Below are 20,234 nucleotides of genomic sequence, written 5' to 3' on the forward strand. Positions count from 1 at the left end.
AATCGAGCTGCTTGTAAAAGCCCGATTGGTGATGGCTAATGAAAGTTTCACTTTATATAGAAGGAATTTAAAATGCAGATAGGGGAAATAAAATACTTTACCATATAAGTAGTATGCCTTTTATACGAAGAAAAAACGATAGGTTTCGACAATATTCGATCCCTTACGAATTCTATTCATATTTTTGACAAAAAATTGTCGGAAATGTGTTGTCACGTTTATATATATGTGCTATATTATTTCCTGTAAGCGATTTCAAATAGTTTTAAAGCGCATTCAAGGGGGACATCTAGAATAATGAAACGTTACGAAAGAAAGTGGAAGCATATTTGTTTGAAACGTGTGGCACATCGTAGTGTCCAAGAAAGCACGGAACCTAAGACTGAAACGCGCAAAGAACAGCAAGAGAAGCAATTGGTTCTACAAAAATAGCAATCACTTTTTCGTATATAAATGAAGGTCGATCGTTCGTTGGGGGATGGACGTGAAATTACTTTCAGCTAAGGGGTATTGTCTGATATATAATTTATACGGCAATAAATAAGCACAGAGCATACGGCGCTCTGTGCTTATTTTTATTATTTATCTTTTTTAAATCGAACTGTTTTATCCCAGCCAATGACTTGTTTCTTGCTCTTTGCACGTAAGTATAAGATTAAGCTACGAATAAATAAGTACGTAAAGAGCTGTGCGTACGTAAAGTACATAATAACGCTAATAAAAATATTAGTCGGTGTAAAGGTTCGTTCGACACTCTGGGCACTAAATAATTGAGAAACATATGTAATATATGCGACATACCACATAAATAGTAGCGGAATGCTATATTGAATTTGGAATATCCCGAGCAGCCCAATTACAAACCAAACGTTCGAAATGATTAGGAATAGCCAAAATACAACATACACTAGAACTTGTTGTAAGGAATGAACAAGCAGCTTTCCTTTAAAGAAACTTAATGATGAGAACATTTTTTCTAAAATATATAAATTTCCTTGGAGCCAACGTGTACGTTGTTTAATAAGAATTTTTAAATGCTCTGGTTCTTGTTCCCAAGTAACTGATTCTGGGACGATTGGTAAGAGATAACCTTTTTGTGTAATTCGTAATGTTAATTCAGCATCTTCTGCAATTGCGTAAGGGTCATAGCCACCAAGCTCTTCTAGTGCGGAGCGACGAAGAAGCATGTTTGTTCCTGTCAGCGAGCCCGTTTGGAATAGTAACCAGCGTCCAGATTGCATAAGGAGCTGGAAGATTTGGAATTCTAGCGAAATCATTCGCGTTAACCAGTTTCTTTTTTCGTTTACTGTACGAACGTGTCCAACAGCTCCAACAGCATCTTCAGTTGTTTCAGCGTGTTCTACAAGCATTCGCAGTGCGTGTGGTTCAGGTTGGTTATCTGCATCGTAAACACAGAAGTACTCACCATCTGAAATGCTAAGCCCATAGTTTAGTACACGTGATTTACCCTTCGGTTCACCGGGAGGAACACGAATATGACGAATATGAGCATAAGCTTTGTCGAAATCATCTCCGATTTCAGGTGTTTCATCTTGAGAGTTATCATTTAATAAATAAATAGTTAGCTTTCCTGGATATTCAATCTTTGCCATCGCCTCTAAAGTATCTTTAATAACGACGCCTTCATTATGGGCAGGTATGAAAATATCGACGCTCGGATAATGTTCTAGCGTACGATCTTTTCGTTTACTATTTCGGTGAATTAAGCCCGCGATTGTTAAGAAAGAGTAGTAAACGAGTAAGCCAGAGAATAGAAAGGCCGTAAAAATAAGTACATATTTAATTGAAAATGTGATACTAATCCAAAAAACGAGTACGCAAAACAGAAGGAATAAAAGAAGTATAACGAGAGTCATCATAACAGTGTCTGTCCTTTGTTTCCAATTTGCTCGCGTGAAATTTTTATATCTTTGATTGCTTCAGCAGCAAGCCATTGCTCCATTTTTGGTTTTAGGCGGTTCATTACAATGTCAGCACCAGCTTCATTTGTGTTTTGTAATAAAATAACTAGCGTATTATTATCATATTCAGCAGCAAGGTCAAAATCATTCCTTACCGTTTCAACTAATAAAGAAGCTACACGGTCCATAACACTTTCCTTTGTATATTTACTAAAGGAAGTGAAATCAAAGTAAACAATAATGCCTGTTTCATTACGACGATTCATTGCAGTCGTTAATAACGCTTGGCGTCTCTCGAATTCTTGTCTTGTTAGTAATTTGGATTCTCCAATATATTGTTCCAATGTTCTCACACGCTCAGTTAAAGCTTTATTTTCATGAATCACTTTTTTCAATAGGTGAGTTGTTATATATACAATGAAGAAGTTAGCTGCCATCAGGAAGTGGGTAATCATATATTGCCATTGATCTGATGTACTCCATAAGTGAAGCCATGCTTGATAGAACAAATAAAATACGGAAATAATGGTTCCTAGTATGAAGAAAATAAATGCTGTTTTGTCAGCTAAAAATAAGAATAGTACATTTACGATTACGTATATTAGTGTAAAAATGAGAGCATGCTCATATTTCGTCACATGTACAGTAGTAAAATAAAATACAATTTGTAAAATCCACATAGAGAGGATTTTATAGAACTTATCTTTCACAAAACTTTCCTCCTTAAAGCTATTTCATCAATAGATACTTGTAGTATGCGCAATTATTAAGAAATTGACCATGTCGTTAAACTCTTTTGAAGGGTAACAACAAGTAGTATCTCTATTTTCATAAGAAAAATAAAAAGACTTAAACATTATTGTATCATAATGTGCCTATATTTAGGATAAATTGATTAATAGATACATAAAAGACGTTTGGATTGCATGAAAAAAGTCTCCTCTTGTAGAAAGAGAAGACTCTATATAAGTTTATAGGAACATCATACCTGCAACTGCTGCGTTTAAGAAGTTCGCTAATGTACCAGCGATAACTGCTTTAATCCCTAATTGTGCAATTTGTTTACGGCGAGTAGGAGCTAACGTTCCTGTTACACCTAATTGAATTGCGATAGAAGAGAAGTTTGCAAATCCACAGATTGCAAATGTTAAAATTAGATTTGTTTTGTCAGAGAACTCTGCCATGTGTGGTCCTAAGTTTGCGTATGCAACGAATTCGTTGATTGCAAGTTTTTGACCGATAAAGCTTGCTGCTTGTATCGCTTCACCAGGAGAAACCCCGATTAAGATTGCGAATGGTGATAATAAGTAACCAAAGATTAAATCAAGACTAAGTTTAATATCGAACAGAGAACCAACCCATCCTAATAATCCATTTAATAAAGCAATTAATGCGATGAAAGCCATTAACATTGCTGCTACGTTAATAACAAGTTGCATACCTTCAGATGCGCCGCGTGCAGCTGCATCAATAACATTTGCGTCTTCACGTTCTGTAGAAAGTTCAACGTTATTATCTACTTTTTCTGTCTCTGGCATGATTAGTTTCGCAATTAATAAGCTCGATGGAGCCGCCATAATTGCAGCTGCTAATAAGTGCTCTAACGGAATACCCATTGCTGCATAACCGACAAGAACGGATCCAGCAACAGCTGTCATACCGCTTACCATAATAGTGAAGAATTCACTATTTGTTAAGCGTGCTAAGTAAGGTTTAATTAAAATTGGAGCTTCAGTTTGTCCTAAAAATACAGTCGTTACTGAGTTTAGACTTTCTGCTTTAGAAGTTCCAAGAAGTTTACTTAATGCACCACCAACGATGCTAACAAATTTCTGCATAATACCGAAATAATATAAGATTGCTACTAATGAACTAATAAATACGATTGGAAGTAGTGCTTGAATAAAGAATACAAATCCCCAAGGTCCCTTTGCGTTGACTAAATCCCCAGTAACGAACTTAATTCCCTCGTAAGAAAAATTAATTAATCCTTGAACACCGTCAGCAGCGTGTTTTAAACCTGCTTTACCAGCATCCCATCGTAATACGATAAATGAAAATGACATTTGTAATGCTAGCGCAATTAAAATTGTGCGCCAATTAATAGCTTTGCGGTTGGAAGATAGTAAGAAAGCAATTGCTAATACTCCAATCACGCCGCCAATTCCCCATAAAAGATTCATGCAGTGTATGCTCCTTCCTCATAGTAAAAACAGTGTATAAACCAGTTGTCTATACGTTTGCGAATATAACATCTTTAGTAACTTATCATAATGGACATCGGAGGTCAAACGTCTAATGAAAAGTTTAAATAAAAAGAAAATTCTTCAAAAAAACACATATAAAATAAATAGACATGAAATAGGTTATGTTTTTTATGAAAATATATACATTATGATAACGTTATGCATTGTTTTTGTAGAATAAAGTGTATGAAATGGAAGAATGGATACATTATTTTTGTAGAGAGAAGGTAGGAGAAAGGGAGTAATATGTTGAACTCATAGCAAAAAAGCCTTCTAGTAAACTAGAAGGCTTTGAAACTATTAATTAAGGTGCTTTCGTGTATCCTAAGAAGTGGCTCTTCCAATAAGATTTACTTAATGAATCGATTGCTACACCGTTATCTCCAGCTTGGATAAACGATCCGCCCCCAAGGTAAATACCCATGTGAGAAGGACCAGATTTATAAGTGTTTTGGAAATAAATTAGGTCACCAGGTTGTGGACTTGAAGTTTTTGGTAGGCTACTCCAATATCCTGCAACACTTTGGCGGCTAATGTTATGACCAAATTTCTTAAATACGTGGTAGATGTAGCCACTGCAGTCTACGCCGTTAGCAGAAGTTCCGCCCCAAACGTACGGTACACCTTGCATTGATTTTGCATATGCAAGTACGGAAGAACTGTCGCCGCTATTGTTGCCTGTATTATTATTGTTGCTATTGTTTTGATTGTTATTTTGGTTATTGTTAGGCTTATTATCTACTGCGCCTCCAACTGGTGTTTTAGATAGGTAACGTGTTCCGATATAACCAGTTTGACCGTTGTAGTTAATTTTGCTCCATCCAGAGTTTTCAGAGATTACTTGAACCTTCTGTCCTTGTGGAAGTGCGCCTATGATTCTATAATTTGTACCTTCGCCGCTACGTACATTTAGTGCAGAAGCATTAATGTAGTAGTCGCCAATTGCACCTTGGTTAGGTTTTTCAGGTTGTTTTGGTTGCTCAGGAGTAGTAGTACCACCTTTAACGAATTTTACAAATTCGCTACTAACAAAGCCTGTTTTTCCTTGGTAATTTACTTTAAACCAACCGTTTTCAGATCCAACTACGTTTAATGTTGTACCATTTAAAACGCCACCAATTACACTATGGTAAGCGGCAGGGCCTGTACGAACACGTAAAGATGTAGCGTTAACTACGTAAGAACCGCCAGTTTGAATAGTTCCATTATTATTGTTTTGCTCTTGTTTGTTGCCTTCTGTAACGTTTTCGTTAGAACCGCCTTTTGTTACATAGTCTTTGCTTACATAAGCAGTTTGTCCTGCGTAATTGATTTTGAACCAATCTTGAACTTCTCCAACAACTTGTACTACTTGTCCTTTTGTCACAGAACCTACAGTTGTGTGAGAAGTGCTAGGACCTGTACGAACGCGAAGGGAAGATACATTTACTGTATAGTTTCCGCTTGCTGGTTTTACTTCTTGGTTGTTATTATTCGTATTGTTGTTTGAAGAACCTGCATTAGAAGAAACGCCAGATACGAATTCGCCACTTACATAACCTACTTGTCCATTATGGTTAATTTTCACCCAACCATTTTCTTGTCCAATTACGTTTAATGTTTGTCCTTCATATACACGCCCAGAAACAGAACTAGATGTGTTAGGAGCTGTACGTACACGTAACACATCAGCGGTAACTTTATTGTTGCCACCTGTACTTACATTGTTGTTTGCTGCGCCACTTTTTGATACAAATTCGCCACTAACAAAGCCTGTTTGTCCATTAATGTTAATTTTGAACCAACCGTTTTCTTCGCCAATCACGTTTAGTGATTGACCGTTATAAACGCGTGAGATGATGTCGTGAGAAGTGCTTGATCCCGCACGAACATGTAATACGCTCGCGTTTACCTTATAAGATGAGCTGTTTGATGCAGAAGCTTGGACAGTTGTAGCAGCTTTTTGTGTATTTTGTTCAGGTGCAGCTTGAACACTATCAAGTGTAGGTGCTGCTCCTCCTGCTACAGACACTGCCGCAAGACCGGCAAGATACTTTTTCATAATTTGTCGATTCCTTTCTGTCTGTAATGTAGTGAAGAAATATTTACCAACTGTTAAAAATTCTAAAGAGCATGTCGATTACTGTCAAGACTTATATAGGAATCTGAATATGACAAAAAGATTACAAGAAAAAAATCAAGGCATAAAATTACACCTTGATTTCCATTTAAATGCATATATTGAATATGAAAGGACAGAAATTATTCGTGTTTAAGAAGATGCCATATTGGATTGTAATAAGATTTGATTAAAAGATTTTTGCAGTTTTTTGGTGATAGGCCCAACTTGCCCATCTTGAATCGCGGTCCCATCAAGGTGGGTCATTGGTAAAATTTCAATCGTTGTGCCTGTAAAAAAGCATTCATCTGCTTGATAAACGTCACGAACGCTGAAAAGTTCTTCCTGCACAGGAATGTGAAGAGTATTCGCTAAAGAAAGGACATATTGACGAATAATGCCATTTAAAATAAGGTGATTGGCTGGATGTGTGTAAAGCGTTCCGTTTTTAATTAAAAAGAAGTTGGAATGGCTTCCTTCCGTTACAATACCGTTCCTTACGAGAAGTGCCTCTTTACAGCCTTTCCGTTCAGCTTTCGTAGCAGCTAGTACGTTTGGTAATAAATTTAATGATTTAATGTCACAGCGTAGCCATCGAGTATCGGGTTCTGATATAGCGCGTATACCATATTCAATCCATAAAGCTGGTCGTTCTTTTTTTGTAATATAGGCATAAATTGTCGGAGGGTTGTCATATGAAAATACATGTGTGCGAGCTTGTACACCACGAGATACTTGCAAATAAATGGTGCCATCTTCGTGGAAATGGTTTCGTTCAATTAATTTGTAAAGTAAAGTGATGAGCTCAGCTTTTGAGAAAGGGAGCGATAATTCTACTTCTTCCATGGATCGATATAATCTCGTTATGTGCGGATCTAATAAATGAAAGTTCCCTTTATATAGGCGAATAACCTCATAGACACCATCTCCGAACTGCGAACCTCTCTCTTCAAGTTCTATGTACGTTTGTTGTTTTGTTGTATCAATAACTTCATCATTCCAAAGTACAAATTTTTCGTATGCCAATTTCCGTCCCATCCTTTCGTAAGTACGTAAGTAACGTGAAACTTTCATTCATGCGAGATAAAAATCACTATAGTAATTTTTATGTGAGCAATTCTCTACATATGACCATATATGTATTTGTAAATCATAGAGAAATAAGGATGATCTACCCCGCATTAACGGCAGTAAAGCCCCTACTTACAAATTCGGGTAGAGCAAAGAAGTGAAGTGGGCGAATCACTGCCCGTAAATGCCCGATTGATGAGGGCTGATTAAAGTTTCACTTTACAGCATTTTGTATATACAAATTCGAAAATAAGAAATGAGAATCCTGCTTTTAAATAAAAAAAAGCAACATTCTTATGGAATGCTGCACAAGGAGGGTAGCTATCTTTCATAGGGACATTGTCTCGTTGAATGCTTTGTGTATGGAAACAAAACAAGTTGAAAGACAATTATAAGAAAGTAGAAACAAAAGATTTACACATTTCTTTAAGGGATCTTACGAAAGATGAGAGATAAGAAATATGTAGAACCTCGTTTACATATTTTATTATAGAGATTCTTCATTAACACTATGTGAATATTTGGTAAAGGTTATGTAATTTTAAAGTTAATGAATATAAGTAGTTGTATGGAAGAAAATAAAAAAGAGGCTGAGATTACTCAGCGCTCTTCTTTTCTTCTTTAATAACTGTTTTTACTTCACCAGTTTTGATCTTATTACTTTCAGAGAAGCGAAGTAAGTCACCTTCAATGATTTTATCAGACATGTTCAATTCATTTTGGGCACGATCAATTAGTGGCTGGGATTCTTCTTTCGGTAATTGTACAACTTCGCCAGTAGCACGGTCATAGAATGTACTGTTTGTGTACATGTATTTATCTGTAACGAAGCTACCGTCACGAAGAACAACGAATCCTTTATTATCAGGTGAGAATACATCATGACCGAATCGAACGTCATTTGTAGAATCTACACCAAGTAAGTTTAGAATAGTTGGTTTAATGTCAATTTCACCAGTTGGTTTCGAAATTGTTTTACCTTCTTTTTGACCTGGAACGTGAATAAACATCGGTGTTTTTTGTAAGTTCATATGGTCAAATGCAGTGATTTCTTCTTTTCCTAAGAACTGTGCCATTGCACGGTTATGGTTTTCAGAAATACCGTAGTGGTCACCGTAGAATACGATTACTGAGTTGTCGTAAATACCTTCTGCTTTTAGACGCTCAATAAAGTGTTTCATTGCTTCGTCTAAGTAACGAGCAGTTACCATGTAACGGTCAAATACTCCATCACCAGAATTGTATTCATCGATTAATTTTGTACTGTCATCGTAAGTGAATGGGTAATGATTCGTTAAAGTAAGGAAGCGAGTATAGAATGGTTGCTTCACTTGTTTTAACATATCAATAGATTGATCGAAGTACTCGATATCTTTTAATCCCCAGTTTAATTTTGTTTCTGGCGTAATCTTGTAGTCAAGCTCGTTGTAGTAACGATCATAACCAAGTGCTGGATACATAATGTTACGGTTCCAGAATGTTGCGTTGTTTGCGTGGAATACCGACGTGTGATACCCTTGCTGACGTAAAATTTCTGGAGTTGCTGTATATTCATTGTTACCGTGTGTGAAGAATACAGCACCGCGGTCTAGTGGATATAACGAAGTATCTACTAGGAATTCAGCATCAGATGTTTTACCTTGACCAGTTTGATGGAAGAAGTTATCAAAGTAATAACTTTCTTTCGTAAATTGGTTTAAGAATGGTGTAACTTCTTGTCCATTAACTGTTGCACCAATTAAGAATGTTTGTAATGACTCAAGAGAGACAACAATTACGTTTTTCCCTTTTGCAGTACCGAACATATTTGGATCTGGTTTACTTTGTGTTGTTTTTACGTAGTTTTCTGTTTCTTGTAATTTACTACCGTCAGCGAACGCTTTTTGTGAACTTGATTTTGCTTGTAAGCCAAGATCGTATACTTGATGTACATATAATCCTAAGTTTTTAACAAGCATAACGCGGTCGAATGAACGTGTTAATAGTTCTGGGCGTTCAGCTTCTGCAAGTCCTAAGTTTGCGAAGAAAATAGCAACTGTTGATACGAAGTATAGAGAACGCATCGGGCGTGCTACACGCTCTGTAGGTGCAAAGTTCTTCATTTTCTTTAATAGAACGAAGAAAACGATAATGTCTGCAAATGCAAGAATAATTTTGTAGTTAAATAATTCTTTCACACTAGAACCTAAACTTCCGAAGTTAGATGTTTGTCCTAGCACCGGTAATGTAACGAAGTCATTGTAGAATCCGTAGAACATTACGTTACCAACAAGAACGATTGTTAAGACAAAATTAATTCCAAGTGCTATATAGTTACGTTTTTTCCCTTTTGCAAATAATGCAAGACCAACAAGCAGTAATGATGCTGCTAATGGGCTAAGGAATAAAATGAATTCTTGCATGAAAGATTCAAGTTTTAAATCAAAGCTTGTGCGTGTAATAAGGTAAGTTTTCAGCCATAAGGCTAAAGCTACGAATACAGTGAAACGCACATTTTGAAATTGTGATTTCAAGGTTTCTTTCATTCATTTCCACCCTTTCTCTATCAGGCTTGGTCGATTTTGGAGCGAAAAATGCTAAAATAAAAAATACATAGTTTTCTTGGCCATAATTAAAGGTTCTATATTCACCCATATACGACTATAACTATGCATACCCTTTTGGTTTCTTTTGTTGCTCATAAGCATAACGTCATTTCTGTATTATACAACAAAATTCATTTCTGAGAAACACTATAACATTTTACATTTTTTGTATAAGATTTGTCACTACCAGAGAAAACTTTAACATTCGTTTATATGTCCGTCAACTAGAAAATATAACAAAGGTAGAGCAGAATGTTAAGTGGAAGTGAAAATTTTCTTTGTTGAGAAATAAGAAATGAAGATGGGTAAGGGTTATCTAGAAATCTATTATATGAAGGAAATAGTGTGAAAATTAACGAACATTTGTTCTTTTTTGGTTTGTTTGTTACAATAAAAGTTCATTGATAGGTTTTGTGTAATTTCCATGAACTTTTACTGATAACATATTGTAGCTTATTTCTTTTTAAAAATAGGGAGGCTTTTTACATGAAACAAAAATTTTCAGTTGAAGCGTTTTGGAAGAAAGTAAAACATGTTGCAAAGCAAGCAGGGCAATCTGTCATTTATGCAAGTTTATTACTGTTTTACGTTTTGCAAAGACCCGATGTTCCAAAACGAGTGAAAATTATTGTAATTGGAGCACTTGCTTATTTTATTGCACCGATTGATGCGATTCCAGATTTCATTGCTGGAATTGGCTATACGGATGATTTGGGGGCGTTAACGGCCGCACTAATACAGGTGTCGTTATACGTCAATGAAGATGTGAAAGATAAGGCACGAGTGAAGTTGGCAGAATGGTTTGGTTCGGATATAGACACAACATTTATCGATCAGAAATTAGGTCAATAGGTGAAACCTGTCATAAGGTGACAGGACGAACGTAAGCGAGGAAGTGCATTATGCCATCAGGAAGAACGCATACGAAAATAAACTTAATATCCCTTCCGGTTGTTTTGTTTTTGCTCTTTTCGTATGGATTAACAAATTTTGATTTTTTATTAACTTTTGCGATTGGTTTTTTAGTAGGTACTTCATTTTTAACACCAGATTTAGATACGTACAGTAATGCTTATAACAAATGGGGTTTCTTACGTATATTTTGGTATCCTTATAAGAAAGTAATGCCGCATCGATCTTTCTTTACACATACGATTATACTTGGTGATGTAATTCGTATTGCGTACATGTTAATCGTCTTTTCTCCATTTTTATTACTATTAAATGTAATCGCACTGGATGGTAATTTAATAGAAATTGCGAAGAAGCATGAGGTTGAAATTGTAACGTTCTTAATGGGAATTGTTGTGGCAAGTACGCTCCACATTATAGCGGATAAAGTGAATACGCGCCGAAAGAAAATGATGAGAAAAAAGAAGAAACGCAGAAGATAAAGTGAACGAATTAGGAAAAGGGCCCCTTGCAAATTGCAAGGGGCCCTTTTTAAACAAACATTTGTTTAAAATTAAGCTTTCAGCACTTTAATTCCTTTTACAATGTTCCAGATGAAGTAGTATAAGCTGATGATTCCGCAAATAGCTAAGACAATCATTGATCCAATTCCAAGTGTTACATCTGGTTGATCAGATCCAAGACCCATAATTCCTAGAATAGTTACGCCAATGAATGTAGCGATACTTGGAATGATGTGTGTCCATAGAGCACGTTTTGCATGTGGTTTTGTTTCAGCGTCTCCCACGATCCAAACGATAATAGGGAATAAGATAGGGGCAAATAGTACACTAAAGTATGATAACGCAGCTAATATTTTATTTCCGTTCATATATATCACCTCATGAATAATTTCTGTTGTTATACTATTATTATGCAATAATTTTAGCAAACTTCCTATCGATGAACATTACAAGAACGTGACGATTTTGTAAGATTTTCTGTTAAATAATAAAATTTTCAAAAAAATCTTTTTTAATAGAAATTGTTATGGTACAGTATAAATGAAAGTTGTTGAAAACGTTTTCTTAAACGTTTTTTTTATTTTAGGCTTAAAGGTATGATGACCTGATAGTCTATTGATGAGGTTATTCTATTTAAAAGGGGATTCTTTAGGGGGAGAGAACAATGAACACATGGACACAAGTTTATGATCCATTCGGAAACATTTGGATTTCGGCAGCGGTCGCACTTATTCCGATTATCTTTTTTTTCTTAGCTTTAGCAGTTTTCCGCATGAAGGGGTATGTGGCAGGATTTATTACAGTTGTACTTACAGTTTTAGTAGCGTTATTCGCTTATAAAATGCCGTTCACGATGGCAATGGCAGCAACCGGGTACGGTTTTTTGTATGGGTTATGGCCAATTGCTTGGATTATCATTATGTCCGTATTTTTATATAAAATTTCTGTGAAAACAGGCCAATTTGATGTGATTCGTGCATCGGTATTATCGATTACGAACGATCATCGTCTACTCGTTATTTTAATTGGATTTTCATTTGGAGCATTTTTAGAAGGAGCGGCAGGATTTGGGGCACCAGTAGCGATTACAGCAGCGCTTCTTGCGGGTCTTGGGTTAAATCCTTTATACGCAGCAGGTCTTTGTTTGATTGCAAATACTGCACCAGTGGCGTTCGGAGCGATGGGAATTCCGATTACAGTTGCTGGACAAGTAACAGGTATTGATCCACATAAAATTGGACAAATGGCTGGGCATCAATTACCGTTCCTATCATTATTTGTTCCATTCTTTATCGTATTTTTAATGGATGGATTTAAAGGTATAAGACAAACGTGGCCTGCGTTACTTGTAGCGGGTAGTTCATTTGCGATTACGCAGTTCATTACAGCGACATTTTTAGGACCGGAACTTCCGGATATTACATCGGCACTTGTAAGTTTAATTAGTTTAGCGCTGTTCTTAAAAGTTTGGCAGCCGAAAGAAATTTATCAATCCGGGCAACCAAATAGTGAAGTAGCAGTAACAACGACAGCGGCATCGATGCCGAAATTAACGTTTGGAAAAGTAGTGAAAGCATGGTCTCCATTTATCGTATTAACGGTTATGGTAGTCATTTGGAGCCAAAGTTTCTTTAAGGCATTATTCGCTCCAGGAGGGGCTTTAGAAAGTCTTGTATTTAAGTTTGAAATTCCAGGTCTGCATAATTTAGTAATGAAAGCAGAGCCAATTGTAAATAAACCAACGCCTTACGAGGCAATTTTGAAGTTTGATGTATTATCGGCAACTGGAACAGCGATTTTAATTGCTTGTATCATTTCCATGTTTATTTTGAAAATGAATGTAAAAGATGCAGTAGTGACATTTAAAGAAACGTTAAGCGAATTAAAAATGCCAATTCTATCTATCGGATTTGTACTAGGGTTTGCATTTATCGCAAACTATTCTGGTCTATCTTCTACGTTAGCGTTAGCATTAGCCGGAACTGGCGGACTATTCCCGTTCTTCTCACCATTCTTAGGCTGGATTGGCGTATTCCTAACAGGGTCTGATACGTCTGCGAATGCACTGTTCTCAAATTTACAAGCCATTACAGCGCAGCAAGTCGGCGTATCTGAAGTGCTTCTTGTTGCAGCAAATACAACAGGCGGTGTAACAGGGAAAATGATTTCCCCGCAGTCGATTGCGATCGCTTGTGCGGCGGTTGGTCTTGCTGGAAAAGAATCGGATTTGTTCCGTTTTACAGTGAAGCATAGCTTATTCTTCGTAATTATTGTTGGTATTATGACGTATGTGCAGGCGTATTATTTAACGTGGATGATTCCGTAAAGAGCAAAAGAAATAAACTTTTCATTTTTCAGATTATCGTGTATGATGGGAAAGTATTGAAAATTAAATCAGTGATAAACTAGGGGTGCCTAACGTATGCGTAGGCTGAGAGAGAAGCGCGTGAACTTCTTAACCCTTTGGACCTGATCTGGCTCGTACCAGCGTAGGGAAGTTAACGGCTTTACATAATGATGTCTTTATGAGCCAGGTCCTTATTTTTTTATGGACCTGGCTCTTTTTATTTTGGCATGCGCTGGCCATATCTTGTCCTTGTCACGAACAGGGGGGCAACAAAATTTATGAAACAATCTGTTTCAGCTGAGAAAATTGAATTGAAGTCGAGTTTACCAGGGAGTAAGAAAGTATATGTGGATGGACCACGAGAAGGTATGAAAGTGCCGATGCGTGAGATTGAACAAAGCGAAACGAATGGCGTTCCAAATCCACCAATCCGTGTGTATGATACGAGCGGTCCTTATACAGATCCTGCGTATAAGGTCGAGTTGGAAAAAGGAATTCCAACGCCGCGCCATTCTTGGATTATGGGGCGTGGTGATGTAGAAGCATACGAAGGGCGTGAAGTGAAACCAGAGGATGACGGTGTGAAAGTAGCTTCGAAGCATACACCTGTTTTCCCGCAAATGGATCGCCAGCCACTTAGAGCAAAGCAAGGTGCAAATGTTACGCAAATGCACTATGCACGTAATGGCATTATTACGTCTGAGATGGAATACGTTGCGATTCGTGAAGGGGTAGAGCCGGAGTTTGTTCGTAAGGAAATCGCAGAAGGCCGCGCTATTTTACCAGCGAATATTAATCATCCAGAAGCTGAACCGATGATCATCGGGCGTAATTTTCATGTGAAGGTAAACGCGAATATCGGAAACTCAGCTGTATCTTCTTCGATTGCAGAAGAAGTAGAGAAGATGACATGGGCAACGCGCTGGGGTGCGGATACGATTATGGATTTATCTACAGGTAAAAATATTCATACGACGCGTGAGTGGATTATTCGTAACGCGCCTGTACCAGTTGGAACTGTACCGATCTATCAAGCGCTGGAAAAAGTAAACGGAATTGCAGAAGATTTAACGTGGGAAGTATATCGTGATACGTTAATTGAGCAGGCGGAGCAAGGCGTTGATTACTTTACGATTCACGCTGGTGTATTGCTTCGTTATATTCCAATCACGGCAAAGCGTACGACAGGTATCGTTTCGCGCGGTGGTTCGATTATGGCGCAGTGGTGTTTATTCCATCATAAAGAAAACTTCCTATATACTCACTTTGAAGAGATTTGTGAAATTATGAAGCAGTACGATGTTTCGTTCTCTCTTGGAGATGGATTACGTCCAGGGTCTATTGCAGATGCAAATGACGAAGCACAGTTTTCTGAGCTTGAAACACTTGGTGAATTAACAAAAATTGCTTGGAAACATGATGTGCAAGTTATGATTGAAGGACCTGGACACGTACCGATGCACTTAATTAAAGAGAATATGGAGAAAGAGCTTGATATTTGTCAGGGCGCGCCGTTTTACACACTTGGGCCACTAACGACAGATATTGCACCAGGTTATGACCATATTACATCTGCAATTGGAGCTGCGATGATTGGCTGGTTTGGAACAGCGATGCTTTGTTATGTAACGCCGAAAGAACATTTAGGTTTGCCAAACAAAGATGATGTACGCACGGGTGTTATTACGTACAAAATTGCAGCGCATGCGGCTGATCTTGCGAAAGGACATAAAACGGCTCATCAGCGTGATGATGCACTTTCAAAAGCACGCTTCGAATTCCGTTGGCGCGATCAATTTAATTTATCTTTAGATCCTGAACGTGCGATGGAATATCATGATGAAACGTTGCCTGCAGAAGGGGCAAAGACAGCTCACTTCTGTTCAATGTGTGGACCGAAGTTTTGTAGTATGAGAATTTCACATGATATTCGTGAATATGCAAAAGAAAATGATTTAGAAACGACAGAAGCAATTGAAAAAGGAATGAAAGAGAAAGCAGAAGAATTTAAAGAAGCTGGTAGTCATTTATATCAATAACATGTTACACCTCTTTACTTGATTGATCACACTGTAGTACCTAACTTTATTATAGAAGAAGCCCCATTTGCTAAGACGGTAGCAAATGGGGCTTCTGTTGTTTATAAGGCGAAGAAGAGATGTACCCAGTAGAATAAGAGGAATAGTGTGACGACTGTTGTGAGCGGGATAACGATAAGGGATACACTTAAATAGTCTTTCCATTTTACTTTAATTTTGTTTTGTTTCAGAATATACATCCAAATGAGTGAAGCTAGCGTACCAATTGGTAGTAATAGTGAACCGATGTCACTACCAATGATGTTTGCAAGATAGATAGTTTTTAATGTGACTGGATCTAGTCCCATTTCTGTTAATGTGATTGTACCAATCATAAGGGCAGGATGGTTATTGAAGACGTTAGAGAGGATGGATACAAGTCCGCCCATTGCAAAGCTAGCATAGAGTAGATGCTGATTCACAACTGGCTCGAGCCATTGTACAAGTGCAGCTGTTAATCCTGCGTTGTGTAGTCCGTAAATAATGACGTACATAGAGAAGGCGAAAATTAAAATGTGCCACGGTGTCTTTTTCAAAATGTCGACAGGATTTGTTCGTAAGTAGTACCATCTCCAAATGAGCAGAACGAGTGAACCAAGTACCGCAACGATTTCAATTGGGATGGATAAGAAGGATGCAACGAATAGAAGACAGCGCATAAGGAAGACGAAACCTAATACTTTTAACATGAATCTTGTCCGTTTTTGTTTCGTATCAACAGAATTATTTCCTTTTAATGGATGGAAGTTTTTCGTGAAGAAAATTTCTTCAATATCATATGAAGAAACAGGTAATTTTTTCGGAAGTTTTTTCTTCAAAACTGTATACATGAGCCATGACATAAATAATAAGCCTAATGTTGCAGGTACAAACATCATAGCAGTATGCATATAAAGAGTCATATGGACGATGTTTAATGCAATTAAATTTACGATATTACTTACACCAATTGGTGCACTAGATGCCGTAGCGATTAAAGCACCACTTAATAAATAAGGAATTTGTTGATGTGGTTTTAATTGAAGGTTTTTTAGAAGAAGAATTAAAATGGGAGTTGTAATTAAAATACTACCGTCGTTATTAAATAAAAGAGTCATAAGAAAACATAATAATTGAATATACCAGTATAAACGGCGCCCAGAACCCTTTGCTAAATTTGCTAGTTTCGCTGCAGACCAATGGAAGAAGCCGAAGCTTTCTAATATAACTGCCATAACAATAGTTGCTAATATTGTTATGGAAGCACCGCCAATTTTACTTATAATATCCATGATGTCTGGTTTTGATACAAGTCCAGTAATTATGATGATACCAGCTCCGATTGCTGCTGGCCATGCCTCATTTAAGCCGCGAGGTCGCCAAAAGATAACGATCATCGTTAAGAAAAATACAATAATAGTAATCCATATTTCAATGCTCATATTTTGCCTACCTTTCTATTTTCCCTTGAACAGATGTAGCTTGTCTCAAGTTTATATTGGTAGTATATTCAGCAAAAAATAAGAAGAACTAGACGTATAACGAGATGAACCGAATATGTGTTTTTCATGCTAAAGGACAAGTGTCACGAATAGTGAAATAACTATTATGAGAGGAGTCTATAAATTATTGGGCAGTAAGATAGTAAATGAAATTTATATGGGCGATTATTGAGATATATTGGCGCAAGTTAAAATATATCAGCGATTATTGAGATATATCGGCGCAAGTTAAAATATATCAGCGATTATTGAAATATATCGGCGCAACTCAAAATATATCAGCGATTTTTAAAATATATCGACTTATCGACAAAACACGACAAAAGGAGTCTATCCCAAAATGCCTTTTGGAACAGACTCCAATGCTATATTATTTTTCCTTCAAAAAAGTACGATCCTTCAAGAATAAGTTCCAGAAGAAAATAAATCCTGGTAATAAAATTGCAATCCCAATTGCGTATAGAATGAGCAGTGCATAGAACGTTTCTTTCGTTGTAAAGCTTGTAAATACAGTTACGTCAGGATAAATAATATACGGTAAATGCGCGACCCCGTAAGCATAGCTTGCAAATGCATATTGAGCGACGACAGCTAAAACGGCAATGCGAGGGTATCCTAGTGTATTGTACTTTTTGTTTGTCCACCAAAGGGACGAGTATCCGATAACGAATAAAACAATAGAAACTGTAAACCACGGGAATTGCTTTATTAATCCTTGCATAACCCAATGTGTTTCTGGATCCATTACAACGAGGGCAATAATTGCCGTAACGAGCGTTGCAGGACCAAGGATGATAGCATTTCTTCTATAAATTCTATACGTATCTTCTGAACTTTGTTCTCTCGAAAAATCAGCAAGAAAGAGAGAGGAGAGAAATAGTTCAGAAGTTAGTCCGAAGAGCATATAACAGTAGATAACTGGGCTAGAAAGAAGTTTTCCATATAGGAGTACTTCCTTTCCTTCAGACATTGTAATATAGGCTCCCTCTGTAACGGGTAAAACGGTAATTAATAGTGCTGGAATTAATAGACCAGTAATACCTGAAATAACCCGAAGAAGGTATTGGTATTTTGGCAAGGAGTAAGCAAATACCATAAATGTACTACGTACTGCAATGAGCACTAAAATTAACATAACTGGTACGAACATTACTGTCGCAAGAGTAAAGGCCGCTTTCGGAAAGAAGCCGAGAAATGCGACAACGACGAAAACGAGAAACGTATTTGTTACTTCCCAAGTTGGTGATAAGTACCGATTCGCAAGTTTAGCAGCGAGCGTCGGATGTTTTGCGTATACCATGCCCCAAAAACCAGCGCCAAAATCAATGGACCCTAGTATACTGTATACGAAAATAAGGGCCCATAAGATGATGATTGCAATACTTTCCTCATACATGAGAATCGCCTCCTTGGTGTTGTAAATCATTCTTTAATGGATGTCTTCTAAAGAATGTCCGTAGAACAATGACTGTTAAAATAGCGAGTCCAATATACAAAATGATGAACAAAACAAATAAAGGACCGACGAAATCAGCGCGTGTAGATGCATCGACGGTACGTTGCATACCATAAATTGTCCATGGTTGACGACCGCTACAACTGAAAATCCATCCGAATTCAATACCGAGCATCATAATTGGTCCGCATGCGGCAGCCCCCCAAAGTAGCCACTTCGGTAGTTCTGTTCCCTTTTTTCGGTACACGAAATACCAATATAAGAGTGCAATTGTTGCAACAGCAAAGGTAAACGCAGCAGTTCCTACCATTAAGTTGAATAGTGTATGTGTATAAAATGGTGGCCATGTTTCTTGTGGGAATTCGTTTAGTCCTTTTACGACAGTGCTAGGGTCTAGTCCCACTAATAAGCTAAGCATGTTTGGAATTTCAAGTGCATAGTTTAGTTCAAGTGTATTAGGATCCACAACTCCGCCAATGGATAGCGGTGCGTGTGATGTCGTTTCAAATAAAGCTTCAGCAGATGCAAGTTTTTCAGGTGAGTGTTTATGTAAGGCAATCGCTGATTCATGTCCTGAAAGCCACATCGTAGCGCCTGTAATAAATGTAACGACAAGCCCTAATAGCAGCCCTTTTTTATGATAAGCAATTTCACGTGTACTTAAATTTTTCTTCAATAATTTAAATCCAGCAATAGAAGCAATGACAGCCGCACCGGTTGCATAAGCCGTAATAACGACATGAAATGCACTTGTGCCAAAACTTGGATTAAAGAAAGCTTTCCACGGATCAACGTTAAAAACAGATCCATCTGGATTCATTGAAAAGCCTGCTGGTGTATTCATCCATGTATTTGCTGATGTAATAAGCACGGCGGATGCCGTGGCACCAAGCATGACGAAAAATAGCGAGATTAATCTCATAAATGGAGGAAGTTTATCGGCTGCATATACGTAAATTGACATGAATAAAGCCTCCAAAAAGAAGGCGAAAATCTCAATTTGGAAGGGAACAGAAATAACTTGCCCAACAATTTTGGCGAAACCAGGCCAAAGAAGTGAGATTTGCACACCAACAATTGTTCCAGTTGGAATTGCTACACCGAGAAGAATAGCAAACGCCTTTGTCCATCTTTTCGCCATAATGGCATAGTCGGAGTCTTTCTTCCAGTGATAGAGTATTTCGCTTATAAAAATCATCAATGAAAGTCCGACGCCAAGTGTTGCAAAAATAATGTGGAATGCTAATGAAGAACCAAAAAATGCTCTTGCTAATGTTACCGTATCCATATGTAAACTCCTCTTCTTTTTTGCCATTATTTTCTGATTGAATTGGAAGATTTATTCAAAAAAACTACCAAAAATATATATGTATTTAAAAAGTGAATATGATAATATAATGTTGTAATATTTTGAATAGAAAGAAATAAATAGTTTCTCATGTTTTGTTTGTTTTTTTTACAGGAATCTTTTATAATCTTTTATGCGAACATAAGTTCTATTTTTAGAAAAGAAGAAGTTTATGTGAAATGGAGAG

The 20,234-nt window shown here is 37.1% G+C and carries 14 protein-coding genes and 1 riboswitch; of the genes, 4 read left to right on the forward strand and 10 right to left on the reverse strand.

Features of this window, described 5'->3' with window-relative positions; all coding sequences use genetic code 11:
- Nucleotides 1-578: 578 nt before the first annotated feature.
- From ACQGSG_RS05245 to ACQGSG_RS05270, 6 genes are all read right to left on the reverse strand, one after another.
- On the reverse strand, nt 579-1,880 hold the full coding sequence (locus ACQGSG_RS05245) for a glycosyltransferase family 2 protein (protein ID WP_000988751.1): 1,302 nt from the start codon (nt 1,878-1,880) through the stop codon (nt 579-581).
- Nucleotides 1,877-2,632 carry a diguanylate cyclase gene (locus ACQGSG_RS05250; RefSeq protein WP_000653224.1) on the reverse strand — a complete coding sequence of 252 codons (756 nt, stop codon included), beginning with the start codon at nt 2,630-2,632 and terminating at the stop codon, nt 1,877-1,879. The genes ACQGSG_RS05245 and ACQGSG_RS05250 overlap by 4 nt, the downstream gene beginning before the upstream one ends.
- A 261-nt stretch (nt 2,633-2,893) precedes the next feature.
- The gene (locus ACQGSG_RS05255) at nt 2,894-4,105 is read right to left on the reverse strand and encodes a NupC/NupG family nucleoside CNT transporter (RefSeq protein ID WP_001051029.1); all 1,212 of its coding nucleotides are present in this window, start codon (nt 4,103-4,105) and stop codon (nt 2,894-2,896) included.
- A 367-nt stretch (nt 4,106-4,472) separates the two neighbouring features.
- Nucleotides 4,473-6,209: an SH3 domain-containing protein gene (locus ACQGSG_RS05260; protein WP_048568622.1), complete on the reverse strand. Its 1,737-nt coding sequence runs from the start codon at nt 6,207-6,209 to the stop codon at nt 4,473-4,475.
- 210 nt (nt 6,210-6,419) lie between these two features.
- Entirely contained in the window at nt 6,420-7,304 is an 885-nt protein-coding gene (locus tag ACQGSG_RS05265) for a D-amino-acid transaminase (protein WP_074595267.1), read from the reverse strand.
- A 629-nt stretch (nt 7,305-7,933) separates the two neighbouring features.
- Nucleotides 7,934-9,862, reverse strand: a complete 1,929-nt coding sequence (locus ACQGSG_RS05270; RefSeq protein ID WP_000665358.1) for an LTA synthase family protein — start codon at nt 9,860-9,862, stop codon at nt 7,934-7,936.
- A gap of 546 nt (nt 9,863-10,408) precedes the next feature.
- On the opposite strand from ACQGSG_RS05270, the gene ACQGSG_RS05275 reads away from it, so the two are divergent.
- Nucleotides 10,409-10,774 carry a YkvA family protein gene (locus ACQGSG_RS05275; protein WP_000810369.1) on the forward strand — a complete coding sequence of 122 codons (366 nt, stop codon included), beginning with the start codon at nt 10,409-10,411 and terminating at the stop codon, nt 10,772-10,774.
- Between the two features lie 50 nt (nt 10,775-10,824).
- Nucleotides 10,825-11,316 carry a metal-binding protein gene (locus ACQGSG_RS05280; protein ID WP_001139060.1) on the forward strand — a complete coding sequence of 164 codons (492 nt, stop codon included), beginning with the start codon at nt 10,825-10,827 and terminating at the stop codon, nt 11,314-11,316.
- Nucleotides 11,317-11,387: 71 nt separating this feature from the next.
- Here the strand turns inward: ACQGSG_RS05280 and ACQGSG_RS05285 are convergent, their stop codons facing one another.
- Nucleotides 11,388-11,705, reverse strand: a complete 318-nt coding sequence (locus tag ACQGSG_RS05285; protein ID WP_001014099.1) for a DUF4870 domain-containing protein — start codon at nt 11,703-11,705, stop codon at nt 11,388-11,390.
- 296 nt (nt 11,706-12,001) lie between these two features.
- On the opposite strand from ACQGSG_RS05285, the gene lldP reads away from it, so the two are divergent.
- Both lldP and thiC read left to right on the forward strand, forming a co-directional pair.
- Nucleotides 12,002-13,663 (forward strand): L-lactate permease, encoded by a 1,662-nt coding sequence (gene lldP, locus ACQGSG_RS05290; protein WP_325842553.1) that lies wholly within the window; start codon nt 12,002-12,004, stop codon nt 13,661-13,663.
- A 71-nt stretch (nt 13,664-13,734) separates the two neighbouring features.
- Nucleotides 13,735-13,850, forward strand: a riboswitch (TPP riboswitch).
- A gap of 112 nt (nt 13,851-13,962) precedes the next feature.
- Nucleotides 13,963-15,723: a phosphomethylpyrimidine synthase ThiC gene (gene thiC, locus ACQGSG_RS05295; protein WP_098869937.1), complete on the forward strand. Its 1,761-nt coding sequence runs from the start codon at nt 13,963-13,965 to the stop codon at nt 15,721-15,723.
- A gap of 101 nt (nt 15,724-15,824) precedes the next feature.
- Here the strand turns inward: thiC and ACQGSG_RS05300 are convergent, their stop codons facing one another.
- The 3 genes from ACQGSG_RS05300 to cydA form a co-directional block, all read right to left on the reverse strand.
- Nucleotides 15,825-17,183, reverse strand: coding sequence for an arsenic transporter (locus ACQGSG_RS05300; protein WP_000021120.1), 1,359 nt, complete (start codon nt 17,181-17,183; stop codon nt 15,825-15,827).
- 430 nt (nt 17,184-17,613) lie between these two features.
- Nucleotides 17,614-18,639 carry a cytochrome d ubiquinol oxidase subunit II gene (locus tag ACQGSG_RS05305; RefSeq protein WP_000272788.1) on the reverse strand — a complete coding sequence of 342 codons (1,026 nt, stop codon included), beginning with the start codon at nt 18,637-18,639 and terminating at the stop codon, nt 17,614-17,616.
- Nucleotides 18,632-19,987: a cytochrome ubiquinol oxidase subunit I gene (gene cydA / locus ACQGSG_RS05310; protein ID WP_000381987.1), complete on the reverse strand. Its 1,356-nt coding sequence runs from the start codon at nt 19,985-19,987 to the stop codon at nt 18,632-18,634. The genes ACQGSG_RS05305 and cydA overlap by 8 nt, the downstream gene beginning before the upstream one ends.
- Nucleotides 19,988-20,234: the final 247 nt, after the last annotated feature.

Source organism: Bacillus sp. GMa5/1 (genome assembly GCF_050172015.1).
Taxonomy (GTDB): Bacteria; Bacillota; Bacilli; order Bacillales; family Bacillaceae_G; genus Bacillus_A; species Bacillus_A cereus.

Coding starts and splice junctions, on each gene's coding strand:
- ACQGSG_RS05255 (WP_001051029.1), bottom strand. CDS start 4,105: ATGAATCTTTTATGGGGAATTGGCGGCGTGATTGGAGTATTAGCAATT.
- cydA (WP_000381987.1), bottom strand. CDS start 19,987: ATGGATACGGTAACATTAGCAAGAGCATTTTTTGGTTCTTCATTAGCA.
- lldP (WP_325842553.1), top strand. CDS start 12,002: ATGAACACATGGACACAAGTTTATGATCCATTCGGAAACATTTGGATT.
- ACQGSG_RS05265 (WP_074595267.1), bottom strand. CDS start 7,304: ATGGGACGGAAATTGGCATACGAAAAATTTGTACTTTGGAATGATGAA.
- ACQGSG_RS05260 (WP_048568622.1), bottom strand. CDS start 6,209: ATGAAAAAGTATCTTGCCGGTCTTGCGGCAGTGTCTGTAGCAGGAGGA.
- ACQGSG_RS05285 (WP_001014099.1), bottom strand. CDS start 11,705: ATGAACGGAAATAAAATATTAGCTGCGTTATCATACTTTAGTGTACTA.
- ACQGSG_RS05270 (WP_000665358.1), bottom strand. CDS start 9,862: ATGAAAGAAACCTTGAAATCACAATTTCAAAATGTGCGTTTCACTGTA.
- ACQGSG_RS05305 (WP_000272788.1), bottom strand. CDS start 18,639: ATGTATGAGGAAAGTATTGCAATCATCATCTTATGGGCCCTTATTTTC.
- ACQGSG_RS05245 (WP_000988751.1), bottom strand. CDS start 1,880: ATGATGACTCTCGTTATACTTCTTTTATTCCTTCTGTTTTGCGTACTC.
- ACQGSG_RS05275 (WP_000810369.1), top strand. CDS start 10,409: ATGAAACAAAAATTTTCAGTTGAAGCGTTTTGGAAGAAAGTAAAACAT.
- thiC (WP_098869937.1), top strand. CDS start 13,963: ATGAAACAATCTGTTTCAGCTGAGAAAATTGAATTGAAGTCGAGTTTA.
- ACQGSG_RS05300 (WP_000021120.1), bottom strand. CDS start 17,183: ATGAGCATTGAAATATGGATTACTATTATTGTATTTTTCTTAACGATG.
- ACQGSG_RS05280 (WP_001139060.1), top strand. CDS start 10,825: ATGCCATCAGGAAGAACGCATACGAAAATAAACTTAATATCCCTTCCG.